This window comes from Nitrospira sp. MA-1 (assembly GCA_032139905.1).
Classification (GTDB): domain Bacteria; phylum Nitrospirota; class Nitrospiria; order Nitrospirales; family UBA8639; genus Nitrospira_E.
Genome location: JAQJDB010000007.1, coordinates 1,334,284 through 1,346,658, shown reverse-complemented (window position 1 = coordinate 1,346,658; position 12,375 = coordinate 1,334,284). Strand labels below are relative to the sequence as shown.

Genomic DNA, 12,375 nt, shown 5'->3' with positions numbered 1-12,375 from the left:
AAATCATGTCGCCCATGAAGACAACCTGCGGAGGAGCCCATTCGCACAATTTCACTCTAGATTCGCGGCCTGAGTTTTCCCACGGTTTTTTACCCCCGCCTCCAGTGAATTAAATCCACTTCCCTGGCTTCCATAATGCCTCCATTGCCACTTCCAACTCCTCGAAGCTCTTGGATTCCGAGCACCATAATTCGGCGGTTTTTTCCCCACCACCACCTCTCAGCCGGCCAACTCGTCACGCTGGGCGCCATGGGACTCATCGTCGCAGGAACCTTCTTGTTGAAAACCCCATTGGCCACGACTCCCGGCAAGCCATTAAGTTTTCTCAACGCCCTCTTTACCGCAACCTCAGCCGTCACCGTGACGGGCCTAATTGTGGCGGACACGGAAAAAGATTTCACCTTATTCGGAAAGATCGTCATTCTGACACTCATCCAATTAGGCGGGTTAGGGTATGCAATGCTCGCGACGCTCCTTCTCATCGCCGTGGGCCAACGCATTGGATTACGAAACCGCATGATGGTGGCCGAGGCGTTCAGTTCATTGGATTTGGCTGGATTGATTCGTTTTGTGAAAACAATTCTGATCATTACCTTTACTCTTGAGGGGGTGGGGGCCTTGATACTCGCCGCACGGTTTTCCCAGGACATGCCCGTATTAGACGCATTGGGGCATGGTATTTTTCACGCCATTTCTGCCTTTAACAATGCAGGGTTTTCGACATTTTCTCGAAACCTGATCCCCTATGGTGGCGATTTCATCGTGAATGCCTCCATCACCCTCCTTCTGGTACTAGGCGGCATCGGGTTTATTGTCTTCCGCGACCTCTTGGAATTTTACCAGAAAAAGCGGTTTCGGATTCAAACCCATACAAGACTGGCCTTACTCATTTCGATAGGTTTATGGGTGATTGGTACGATAGGATTTTTCCTATTGGAAATGAATAGTCCTGCGACGCTTGGCTCACAAACTCCCTCAGCCGGAGCCATGGTTGCCGCCTTTCACTCGGGAGCGGCCCGGACTGCAGGATTCAATACGCTGGATCTGAGCCTCCTCCGCCCCAGCACATTGTATATGTTGATTTTGCTGATGATCATCGGGGGATCACCAGGAGGAACCGCTGGAGGAATTAAAACCACCACATTCGGCATTGTGTGTTTATCGGTCTGGGCCGTATTCCGAAAACGACTGGATGTGGAGTTTCATTACCGGCGGATGCCTTCCCATCTCGTCCTACAAGCTCTGGCTATCATGTTCCTGGCCATTGGAGCCGTCACCACATTAACGTTTTTTCTCGCCTTTATTGAAAATAAACCTTTTTTGGCTCTGATGTTTGAAGTGGCCTCCGCATTGGGAACGGTTGGGTTTTCCGTCGGAAACGGAGGCGTGCTCAGTCTCTCGGCAAACTTAACGGATTTCGGAAAAGTCATTATTCTATGTAGCATGCTCCTTGGAAGATTCGGACCCCTCCTGGTCGGGCTCGTTTCCCTCACACCACCTATCCGCATGCTTTATCGTTTTCCTCAAGCCAAAGTGGCGATAGGTTAGGAAGAGACGCCTCGAAAAAACTCCTCACACAACCCACGCTTTCAGCCATTTCCTCCAAGTTCTGCAATCCGGAAAAACCCATAAATATAGAAACCAGCCTCCCCTTCACCATTCTTAGCGTTTTTCATCTGCGATGACCAGGCCTCAAGTGGCCGGTCACATTCAAATCTAATTCCAAATCAAACAAGATTACAATTCCTGAAATTGAGCTATTTCGCTCCGTGGTTAAAGTGCATTTTCGCGCATCCCATGCTGGCTAAAGAGAATGCCTTCGATGATTTTTCAAACTCAAATAAGCGTACGTCGTGTAACCCATTCATTACTTCTCGCTTCACAAAGGATGAACCAACCAATCTGTTTTATATTGAAAAGATTATCTTTTATTTTCCATGAAGGTTACACCATGAAGGATGCACAATGACCTCCTGTCTGTGTAGATCCTGAAACCATTCATCTTTTCAGAGGAGCACTGCGAGATGATTGAGAATGTATCTTTTTGGCATGCCTTATGCGGTATTCAATTAAGCATGAAGGTTAACAAAGAAGAAAACTTTCCTATTCCTTAGCATACTATTTCTATAACAGAAGGGTACGACGATGCTCCGGAATCATCTGAATGTGGCGAAAAACCGCTCAACAATATCCTCGGGATCGCGTTGAACGGGCCGGTTGAAACAAAGAAAAAAATGCCCAAACAAACCGGAATCATATCTTTGTAAAACAGGATAAAGGTGGGGACGAAAACCGCCGGAAATTGGTTCATATCATCGCATGTCTTCATACATAAAGAGGTCTTTTTTCTAATGAAATTCCGTCATGAACACTGAGCGCGAGGTAGAGAATGTGTGCGTGCGAACCAAATTCGGCAAGATTGCTCAGACAATCGCCCATCCAGACAAAATGGCGTCATTGAAGCCTGATTTAGGAAGAAGGAAGAACCGCCAGGGTGTGAAAACCTTAAACGATGGACCGACAAGTCCTCTGATTGTTCAGGGAAATTCATTGTTGAAATTACGTTTTACATTAAGACAAATCATGATGAATCACAATGGCAAAAAGAGATACCTGAGATTAGGGGAACAAGAAAGTTCCGTCCGAGGGTTTAAAAGAATCCTGCATTTACGAAGGAGGCAGAATATGAAAAAGCTACTCTCTCAAGTTACCCTCACTGGTATATTGTTCACGATGTCCTTTAGTCCGACTTGGGGATGGGATGGACACATCCAGGACCTGCATAACTCGGAAGACAAAATTCTTTGTCTCCAACCTGCCAGGATGCCGCCTTCGATCGCAGCGAAGGTGCTGTGCGCGATTGCACAGGCTCGCGGATCACTCCACGATAAAACCTTCGCCCATACCACCAACGACCTCCATCATGCCAGAACCCTGATTGCCTTCACCAAATACGCGGGACTCACGACCCAGGTCAAGAAACAACTTTGGGAGGTAAAGAAAAATTTGGCCTATGAATCCAGTAGTCAAAGCACCCTGGACCTCATTCCCCTTGATCTGGCCCTCACGAACCTCGAATATTTTGTTCCAATGGTAGAAGCGAAGGCCCACCTTATCGCCGCGCAAGGAAGTCTCCGCAACAAAGACAAGGTGTCGGCTAAAACACATCTTGAGGATCTATACAAGGCTCTGGTGTATACGGAAGAGGTTCTACCGTTGACGGTCACAGATCATCATATAGCCCGAGCCCAGGAGTTGTTACGGCACAACAAAATCAGGCAAGCGGATGCCGTCCTTGAAAAGGCTGAGGCGGGGATTGAGTTTAAATCCTTACGCGTGGATGTCGTTCCAATGGACCAAGCCCGGAAAAGCCGTTGGCGTCACATGGAAACGTTTTCGACCGGAAAGATTGCAGCCGAGAAAGCCGACCTTAAGCAAGCGGGGGTCTGGTTAACGCGCCACAGGCTCAAACCGGAGGGGGAAGTCACATCCGAGGCAACGCTGATGACAGGAAAGATCGGTACCTTGCTTCAAGAATCCGGGAAGAAAGGATTGGCAGGTCTACCCGCCTTGCCAAGCCTCTGGCTAAAGACCACGGCACCAACAGCAGGTCAAGCTGCCCAAGCGGTGGTGGAATGGCAAATCTTACGGAAACACAACACGACCAACCTGTCCCCCCAAAGTATGATGAAACTCAAGCTGGACCTTACGGATGCAACATTTCATTTGACCTATACGGAAATTTTCGAATTCATTACCCATGAAGACCAGAAAGCTCAGGCGGCCATTGAAAAGGTACAGGTGCATCTGATGGCATCGGAGAAGTTGGCCGATGGCTGGTTAAAGGGGGATATTCAAGCCATTCAACAACAGAGCGACCTCATCCAGAAAGAACCCATGAATGACCAACAATCCAACATGATTCGGTACGCAAAAGTAAAGACTGATGTCCAACAGGTTCTCCAGGAATTGTCCTGGTAAACACATGTTCATCGCTGGAACTCACTAGTCATGATGGCGGAACACCACCCAGCATCATGAGGGACAGAGCCAGGAAGCGATGGGAGCCGACTGGGAAGACAGGAACGTTATAATGGGTATCGAGGAACGGATTCAGACGGATGGACGAATGGAATGGGGGTTGATCAATGAGAAGGTGACTCCAGAGAAAAAGCCACTCTACGGCGAGGACAAGACCGTAAAGCCTAACGGGTTAACAACTGACAATGACGACACGGACTCTAGGGGCACGCCGAGCAGCAATCGGATGATCGGCATGGCTTCTCTTACGAAGGATCGCAACCTTCGGAAAGCACTGTGGAACAGCTTGCGGGATGTGGCCATGCTCCAGAAAGATTTATTGCACGTCCGGGCGAAGGATGGAATGGTAACCCTATCCGGAATAGTTGAAAAGGAGCCGCAAAGAGTTGCGGCGGGCAAAGCGGCTGAATCTGTGTCCGGAGTCAAAAAGGTTATCAATGCCATTCATGTGGGGAGGGCTCCTCTCAGGCGGACCAGGCTGAGTTTCTTAAAGAAAATCAGAGTGGTCTGCGTTGAGTGAAGGGTTTGTGCCTATGCAGAAAAGAATGGCAGATGCCAATCACCAGAAGAGATGCCACGAGGGTATGCCATCAGCTCTCACTCAAGAGCAAAGCTTATGAAAATTTCCTTATGTCCTGGTAGGGGGGACCACATTCAAAAAACAGGTATTCTTCCCCGATCGTGTTCGTAGGGATAAACGTTAGGAAAGGAATGAACATGGGTGAAATCGACTGGACTTCCCTTGGTATATTTCTTCCCATTGCATTTTTAGCATTAGCCTTAAGCTTGATGGCATTTTTGGCCTTAGCTTTGAGCATAATGCCACCATCGCTGGCATTGGGCGAAACTGGCCAACAGGCACAGATAGGTCGGGAGCTGTTGGTACCGCGTGAGCAGATCATCCTGGGTACCGTCCAACAGGCCATGTCGAATGTCATCCAAGTCACTATTGGACACCCGGAGCCATTGTTTCTCTCTTTAAGAGCTGAGGCGGAGAAAGGATTTCAGTCGATGCAACGAGGCGACAAACTCACAATCGTGATCAGTGACAAGAACCAATATGTTGATTTCCATAAAGCTGATTATCCAGAGGGAAGCAGGGCACTTAAGGGCCATTTACTGCAACCCCTCATGGGTAATTGTAAGTGGGTCGTGATTCAAACAGAGAGTGGGATTAACCAAACCTACGAGGTGGATGAAAATACGCGACATACCGTCATGAATATTCCAGTGAGAATGCCCGCCGTTTTTCATTTCAATATGGACAATATGCTGATTGATGCCACGTTCGAAAATGAAGAGATGTTGCTACAGGACCCTGGCCCAATGATCCACGAAACGGCACCGAATGCTTGATAATCAGGAGGAGGATTAGAAAATTCCCAGGTCGATTGTGTTGACTGGTTTATTGTGATTCCTCTACGGGAAGTCGTAGGATATCCATAAGGTTTTGGCTTTTCCTACGAGAGACGAATGCCCCATTTCATCTTGGTCTTTGGGGCTGGGGTCACAGGTCATTAGGCTACCACCAGAATTTTCGTGTTTATTTCTAACGGGCTTAAGGAGGAACCATGGATCAGTCACAACCCCATTTCACGACTGTTGGTCAGCTCATCCATACAAATCCCTTACGGTTTGGCGCGACAACGACATGTATGGAAGTGGCCATTGCCCTGTTGTCGTCCCAACTGTCTGGTGGGCCGGTCTTAGATGAGACCGGAGCCTATCTGGGTTTTGTCAGTGAATTTGATCTATTGAAAGCCCTGGATCATTCGCAGGATCTCAGGACCGTCATCGTTCAACAGGTGATGTCAACAGAGCCCTATCTCATCCACAATGATACGACCATTAAAGAGGCAATCAGGAACATGAAGGAGAAGAAACTCCTGAATCTCTGTGTCGAAGAAAATGGAGTGGTCACGAAAACCTATACCCGGCACGACCTTCTACGAGGGTATCTTGGAGTGGATTTAGGGATTGATGAGGAATAGTCCTATTACAACCGTTAACACGTGAAAAGGATCAACATGACGAACGATGAAAAAAAGAACGAGATCAGTCGGTGGCTTAATCCGGAAGAGCGAGTGACAGTCCAGTTCTTGGATGCTCAGGATCTGAACACCGAAGTCACGGGCTGCACCGAGCAATTGGTTGATCTCTCGATTGAAACTCAAGTATCACATATGAAACAACACCTTTCCATCCCCCTCAGCAAGGTTGAGTTGTCAGAGGATTTCTCGCACTATACGCGCGATCCCGAGCGCCCCCTTCAATTAAGCCGATTGAAATTAGTCATCAATGAAAAGCGCCCCCCCATCATTTATTAGAAAACGACGAAACCGGATCCCTGTCGATCCAACTCTCTTTTGACAAGGAAATGAAATCGCAAGAAACCCGTGAAAGCCAGATGGGATAGGGAGAGGAATGGATCAGGACACCTGATGATTTCTACTCCGGCTTTGAATCAACCCTGTCATGAATCTGTTCTGCATGTTCTTCCTGATGCGCAGCAGCATATAAATTTTTCCTTTACCCGACCCTCCAGGGGGAACTAAGAGGCGTTCCCATGACCGCGATCCTGAACAAATGTCGTCCGCTGCCACAGACCCGATATGTCGTCTTCAACGCATATCCTCAGGCGGAGTATGCGCCAGACCCCTATAGCGAAGTCTTGACCCAGGAAGGAATGTCGGTTCGCCAACCATGCTCGGCTATGAGACAAACCGGAATTCTCTGCCACTCTCCAATGTAGCGCCCCTTCCTCTTCACATGGAAATCAAAGCCGGCTACCGGATGGTGAGGTATGATTGCGTAATTGAAATGGTGGACAGCTTTGACAAGATCGGAATAGGGTTGGGAGGATATCCAGATTTCGTTATTATGACAAGATCGCTGTCATATGAGAAAACATACGGACAGAGAAACAACAAAGAGGTTTATGACCAAAAGGCGTACACGCGGAGATCATGGTGTATGGACATGGGAAGCCTGAGGTGGTCGTGACGTCATCGTCAAGAATCATGGCAGACTTCTGCGTCGAAGAGAGACAGCATGCCACGAAAAACGAACCTCTATGCATCATTGAAAATGAAAAAGACAAGACCGGCCTTGGGGCCAACCTCAAGGTGCAGGTCCTGACGCATCTGATAATTCAGCAAGGAGGAGAACAAAGAATTTCAGCACGAAAAATTAAGTAAAACCGCTAACGAGACTTCGGAAAGGCCTTTCCTCCAATTGCATTCGAGCTTACTGGCACCAGATAAACCGTGCGGCCGGGGGAAATATAGAGGAAAGGCCATGTTGTATTCACTCAACGAAATAAGGAATACCTACCATGAATAAAGCACACACATCCGTTTCCAGTTCCGAGCAGTTGGATCAATTGTCGATCAATACGATCCGTTTTTTGTCGGTAGATGCGGTGCAAAAAGCCAAGAGCGGCCACCCAGGCCTCCCGCTAGGTGCCGCCCCGATGGCCTATGTCCTGTGGACACGATTTCTTCAACATAGCCCCTCCAATCCGGACTGGTTCAATCGGGACAGATTTGTTCTGTCGGCGGGCCACGGATCGATGCTACTCTACAGCTTGCTATATCTCACGGGTTATGATCTGCCGCTCGATCAACTCAAACAGTTTCGCCAATGGGGCAGCCGCACGCCCGGACATCCCGAAAGAGGAATAACCCCCGGCGTGGAAACCACCACTGGCCCCCTCGGCCAGGGTTTCGGCAATGCAGCGGGCATGGCCATCGCCGAAGCCTATCTGGCCACCCGGTATAATCGGCCAGGATTTGAGATTGTTCGTCATTTCACTTATGCCCTGGTCAGTGACGGCGATTTGATGGAAGGCGTGGCGGCCGAAACGGCCTCGCTCGCCGGGCACTTGAAACTCGGCAAACTAATCTATTTGTACGACGATAATCGGATCACGCTCGCCGCATCCACGCAGCTTACATTTACCGAGGACCGGGCCCAACGATTTGCCGCTTATGGCTGGCATACCCAATCGATCGACGACGGTAACGACGTAAACGCCATTGATCGCGCTATCCATGCGGCGCGTCAGGAGACGGAGCGGCCCTCACTGATCCTCATACGGACTCATATTGGCTACGGTTCTCCCCACAAACAAGGCACATTTGCGGCCCATGGTTCCCCCCTCGGCGAGGAAGAAGTGAAGCTGACGAAAGAGAACCTGGGCTGGCCTGTTGACCCCCCATTTTTTGTGCCGGAAGAAGTCGAGCAGCATTGTCGCCAGGCCGTTGACCGTGGCCGTCAAGCGGAGGCGGAATGGAATGCCACCTTTAAGGCGTACGAGACCCAATACCCTGAGCTTGCCGGCGAACTTCGCCTGCTCATCAAAGGGGAATTACCGCCAGATTGGGACGCAAACATCCCGCAATTCCCCGCCGATAGCAAAGGCCTGGCCACCCGCGAGGCGTCGGGAAAAATTATGGACGCGATGAACCGGACACTCCCCGCCTTGATCGGCGGCTCGGCCGACTTGAATACCTCCACGTTTACTGAATTGAAGGATGCAGGCAATTTTGAATCCTCCGACATGGCGGTCGGGGATCTGCAAGGTTCCGCCGGCGGCGGTTGGAGCTATGCCGGCCGGAATCTCCAGTTCGGGGTTCGGGAGCATGCAATGGGGGCGATCCTGAACGGCCTCGCTACGCACGGAGGGATCATCCCATTCGGGGCAACGTTTTTGACCTTCTCCGATTACATGCGCCCGCCGATCCGGCTCGCTGCCCTGATGGGGATACAAGTGGTGTATGTATTCACCCATGACAGCCTCGCACTGGGTGAGGACGGCCCAACCCATCAATCCGTGGAGCAGATCGCCTGTCTGCGAGCGCTTCCCAACCTCATCGTGATCCGTCCTGCCGATGCCAACGAGACAGCCATGGCCTGGCGGGTGGCAATCGAAACGCGGGATCAGCCCGTGGCACTAATCCTGACACGACAAGCTGTGCCAACGCTCGACCGTACACAGCTCTCCGCCGCCGATGGCCTGAAGCGCGGCGGCTACATCCTGGCCGAGGCCCCGAATGGGCGTCCCGATCTGATTCTGATTGCCAGCGGCTCTGAAGTCGCATTGATTGTGGAGGCACGGGAGAAACTGCTGGAACAAAAACTCCAGGTGCGCATCGTTTCAATGCCCAGTTGGGAACTATTCGAAGCCCAGTCAGGGGAGTACCGTAACACGGTGCTTCCCCCTGTGGTCGGCGCGAGGCTCGCTGTCGAAGCCGGAGTATCACAAGGTTGGTATCGCTATGTCGGCAACAATGGTGATGTGCTCGCCGTAGATCGTTTTGGCACATCGGCCCCAGGGAAGATTGTTATGCAAGAGTATGGCTTCACTGTCACCAACGTATGCAGCCGGGCTCTGGCTCTTCTGGAAACCCCGCGATGAAGGGATAACACACGGATAACCATTAAAAAAAAGGAGAGACAAAATGCAACTTGGCATGATCGGTCTTGGACGAATGGGCGCGAACCTGGTACGCCGCCTGACAAAAGCCGGCCACACATGCGTGGTCTACGATAGGAACAGCGCTGAGGTCGAGAAACTCGCGGGCCGGGATGTCCAGGGCGCCGCCTCGCTTGACGAGTTCATCGCGAAACTGTCCAAGCCGCGCGCGGCCTGGGTGATGGTGCCAGCCGGCGTGGCCGGCGAGACAGTCAAGGAACTGGCCGCGCGCATGGAGACGGGCGATATCATCATCGACGGCGGCAACACCTACTACCGCGACGATCTTGAGCGGGCGAAGGCTCTCAAAGTCCGTGGCATTCACTATGTCGACTGCGGCACCAGCGGCGGAATTTTCGGACTTGAACGCGGCTACTGCTTGATGATCGGCGGAGAGGAACAAATCGTCAAACATCTGGACCCGATATTCAGCAGCATCGCGCCGGGAATCAAGGTAGCACCCCGCACCCCTGGCCGGACAGGTGACCCCGGTCAGGACGAGCAGGGCTACCTGCATTGCGGCCCGACTGGTGCCGGACACTTTGTGAAAATGGTCCACAACGGAATAGAGTATGGCCTGATGGCGGCCTATGCCGAAGGCCTCAACATCCTTAAGCACGCCGACGTCGGTCTGCGCTCCCGGGACCAGGACGCTGAGACGACCCCCCTGCGTGACCCGGAGGCCTATCAGTACCAGATCGACGTGGGTCAGGTCGCCGAGGTATGGCGCCGGGGCAGTGTGGTGGCATCCTGGTTGCTTGATCTCACCGCCGAGGCTCTGGTCGAGGATTCAAATCTGACAAGTTTTTCCGGCCGCGTGTCGGATTCCGGCGAAGGACGCTGGACGGCCTTGGCTGCGATTGACGAGGGCGTGCCGTCACCCGTGATCAACGCAGCGCTCTTCGGGCGGTTTGAATCCAGGGGTGAGGCCGATTACGCCAATCGGGTCCTCTCCGCTATGCGGAAGCAGTTTGGCGGACATGATGAGAAAAAGGAAGAAATCTGAAATGGGCAGGACGAACAGCCGACCAAAGCGGTCCGACGCCCTGGTCCTCTTCGGGGTCACCGGCGACCTCGCCCACAAGATGATCATACCGGCGCTCTATGCCATGACCAAACGCGGGCTTCTCAACGTTCCCGTGGTTGGTATCGCCGCTCCAAAGTGGAGCCTGGCGCAATTGCGCAAACATGTAACGGACAGTATTAAACAGGCCGGCAAGATCGATGACCGGGAGGCTTTAGACCACCTGCTTTCCCTTTTCAAGTATGTAGGCGGAGATTACAACGACCCCGGGACGTTCAAGGCACTCAAGCAGACTCTGGGCAATGCCAAGCGTCCAGCGCATTACCTGGCCATCCCTCCCTCCCTCTTCACGGCGGTCATCCAGGGACTCGGCGGCTCAGACTTGGCCAAAGATGCGCGCCTCATCGTCGAAAAGCCCTTCGGACGCGACCTGGCCTCAGCACAAAATCTTAACCGAATGGCACAGTCGGTGTTTCCAGAGGACTCGATCTTTCGTATCGACCACTACCTCGGGAAAGAAGCCATCATGAATATTCTCTATTTTCGCTTCGCTAATTCGTTCCTGGAGCCGATCTGGAACCGTGACTGCGTAGAGAGCGTGCAGATTACCCTCTGCGAAGATTTTGGCGTGAAGGCTCGCGGGGCATTTTACGAAAGTACCGGATGCCTCCGCGATGTCATACAGAACCACCTCTTCCAGATCGTCTCACTGCTGGCAATGGAGCCGCCCGCCTATCAGGGCTATGGAGCCGTCCACAGCGAAAAAGCGAAGGTGTTTCAAGCCATGCGTCCCCTGCAGCCGGACGACGTGGTGCGCGGCCAGTACACCGGTTACCGAAAGGAACCGGGCGTCGCGAAAGCCTCCGACGTGGAAACATTCTGTGCCCTGCGACTCTTCATCGACTCGTGGCGCTGGGAAGGAGTGCCGTGGTACCTGCGTGCAGGAAAGTGTTTGACAACAACGGCAGCCGAGGTCCTCGTGGAACTCAAGCCTCCACCGCAACGACTGTTTGACGATTCAAGGCCGGCAGCCGGACGAGGCAATTATCTGCGTTTTCGACTCTCCCCCAGTTCGGCCGTCGCCCTCGCTGCCCGCGTCAAGCGGCCAGGGAAGGAGTTCATCGGCGACCAGCAAGAACTCTATCTGCTGGAAGAGCAATCCGGAAAGGAAAAACCCTACGAGCGACTGATAGGAAATGCCATGGCCGGCGACGGAGCGCTCTTTACCCGTGAGGACGCGGTGGAAGCCGCCTGGAGGGTGGTCGATCCGGTTCTGAGGATACACCACCCGGTCCGGCCTTACAAGCGCGGCACCTGGGGGCCGAAAGAGGCGGATGCCCTCATCGCAACAGACGGAGGCTGGCACAATCCCTTATCCGAGGAAACATGAGCATGACCGCGCCGGACAACTCCGTCTTCCTGCTGGATGTCGAAAACACTCTGCCTGCTCGATAACAATCGCATTGGCATTGACCTCGACCATCATCTTGTTCAGGAGTTTGGCGAGGCGAGCCGGAATCGCTATTGGGGAATTTTTGAAGCGCTACGCCATGACCTCGGCTATGCGGACTATCTGGGAGCCTTACAACGCTACCGAGTTGAAACCATGAATGACCCGCGATCGCTGTTGATGACTTCATTTCCGGTGGACTATCCGTTTGCGGTTCGCCTATATCCTGGCACCATCGAGGTCATCGCCCATCGACGACCTTGAGGCCAAACGGTGATCCTGGCAGATGGCGACGTAGTGTTCCAGCCGCGCAAGATCCATCGATCGGGATTTAGATAGCATCATGTGGATAACCGGACAACGGCAAGATCTCGCTCGGAGTCT

9 protein-coding genes and 1 pseudogene are annotated in these 12,375 nt (G+C 52.3%); all 10 read left to right on the top strand.

What is annotated here, in order from left to right; genetic code table 11:
• Window positions 1-135: 135 nt before the first annotated feature.
• The 10 genes and pseudogenes from PJI16_18875 to PJI16_18830 all read left to right on the top strand — a co-directional run bounded on the left by PJI16_18875 (window position 136) and on the right by PJI16_18830 (window position 12,321).
• On the top strand, window positions 136-1,548 hold the full coding sequence (locus PJI16_18875) for a TrkH family potassium uptake protein (GenBank protein ID MDT3779630.1): 1,413 nt from the start codon (window positions 136-138) through the stop codon (window positions 1,546-1,548).
• 1,137 nt (window positions 1,549-2,685) lie between these two features.
• Complete coding sequence (locus PJI16_18870; GenBank protein MDT3779629.1) at window positions 2,686-3,981, top strand: YfdX family protein; 1,296 nt, start codon at window positions 2,686-2,688, stop codon at window positions 3,979-3,981.
• Window positions 3,982-4,093: 112 nt separating this feature from the next.
• Window positions 4,094-4,561 (top strand): BON domain-containing protein, encoded by a 468-nt coding sequence (locus PJI16_18865; GenBank protein MDT3779628.1) that lies wholly within the window; start codon window positions 4,094-4,096, stop codon window positions 4,559-4,561.
• Between the two features lie 197 nt (window positions 4,562-4,758).
• Entirely contained in the window at window positions 4,759-5,397 is a 639-nt protein-coding gene (locus PJI16_18860; protein MDT3779627.1) for a hypothetical protein, read from the top strand.
• A gap of 215 nt (window positions 5,398-5,612) precedes the next feature.
• On the top strand, window positions 5,613-6,032 hold the full coding sequence (locus PJI16_18855; protein ID MDT3779626.1) for a CBS domain-containing protein: 420 nt from the start codon (window positions 5,613-5,615) through the stop codon (window positions 6,030-6,032).
• Between the two features lie 36 nt (window positions 6,033-6,068).
• Window positions 6,069-6,368: a hypothetical protein gene (locus tag PJI16_18850; GenBank protein ID MDT3779625.1), complete on the top strand. Its 300-nt coding sequence runs from the start codon at window positions 6,069-6,071 to the stop codon at window positions 6,366-6,368.
• A 1,007-nt stretch (window positions 6,369-7,375) separates the two neighbouring features.
• Window positions 7,376-9,460: a transketolase gene (gene tkt / locus PJI16_18845; protein ID MDT3779624.1), complete on the top strand. Its 2,085-nt coding sequence runs from the start codon at window positions 7,376-7,378 to the stop codon at window positions 9,458-9,460.
• Window positions 9,461-9,503: 43 nt separating this feature from the next.
• Complete coding sequence (gnd, locus tag PJI16_18840; protein ID MDT3779623.1) at window positions 9,504-10,523, top strand: decarboxylating 6-phosphogluconate dehydrogenase; 1,020 nt, start codon at window positions 9,504-9,506, stop codon at window positions 10,521-10,523.
• A gap of 1 nt (window position 10,524) precedes the next feature.
• On the top strand, window positions 10,525-11,931 hold the full coding sequence (gene zwf / locus PJI16_18835; protein ID MDT3779622.1) for a glucose-6-phosphate dehydrogenase: 1,407 nt from the start codon (window positions 10,525-10,527) through the stop codon (window positions 11,929-11,931).
• Between the two features lie 2 nt (window positions 11,932-11,933).
• A pseudogene (locus PJI16_18830) lies at window positions 11,934-12,321 on the top strand (HAD family hydrolase).
• Window positions 12,322-12,375: the final 54 nt, after the last annotated feature.

Excerpts from the sequence above, each read along its gene's own strand:
- gnd (MDT3779623.1), top strand. The coding sequence starts at position 9,504 with ATGCAACTTGGCATGATCGGTCTTGGACGAATGGGCGCGAACCTGGTA.
- PJI16_18850 (MDT3779625.1), top strand. The coding sequence starts at position 6,069 with ATGACGAACGATGAAAAAAAGAACGAGATCAGTCGGTGGCTTAATCCG.
- PJI16_18855 (MDT3779626.1), top strand. The coding sequence starts at position 5,613 with ATGGATCAGTCACAACCCCATTTCACGACTGTTGGTCAGCTCATCCAT.
- PJI16_18875 (MDT3779630.1), top strand. The coding sequence starts at position 136 with ATGCCTCCATTGCCACTTCCAACTCCTCGAAGCTCTTGGATTCCGAGC.
- zwf (MDT3779622.1), top strand. The coding sequence starts at position 10,525 with ATGGGCAGGACGAACAGCCGACCAAAGCGGTCCGACGCCCTGGTCCTC.
- tkt (MDT3779624.1), top strand. The coding sequence starts at position 7,376 with ATGAATAAAGCACACACATCCGTTTCCAGTTCCGAGCAGTTGGATCAA.
- PJI16_18870 (MDT3779629.1), top strand. The coding sequence starts at position 2,686 with ATGAAAAAGCTACTCTCTCAAGTTACCCTCACTGGTATATTGTTCACG.
- PJI16_18865 (MDT3779628.1), top strand. The coding sequence starts at position 4,094 with ATGGGTATCGAGGAACGGATTCAGACGGATGGACGAATGGAATGGGGG.
- PJI16_18860 (MDT3779627.1), top strand. The coding sequence starts at position 4,759 with ATGGGTGAAATCGACTGGACTTCCCTTGGTATATTTCTTCCCATTGCA.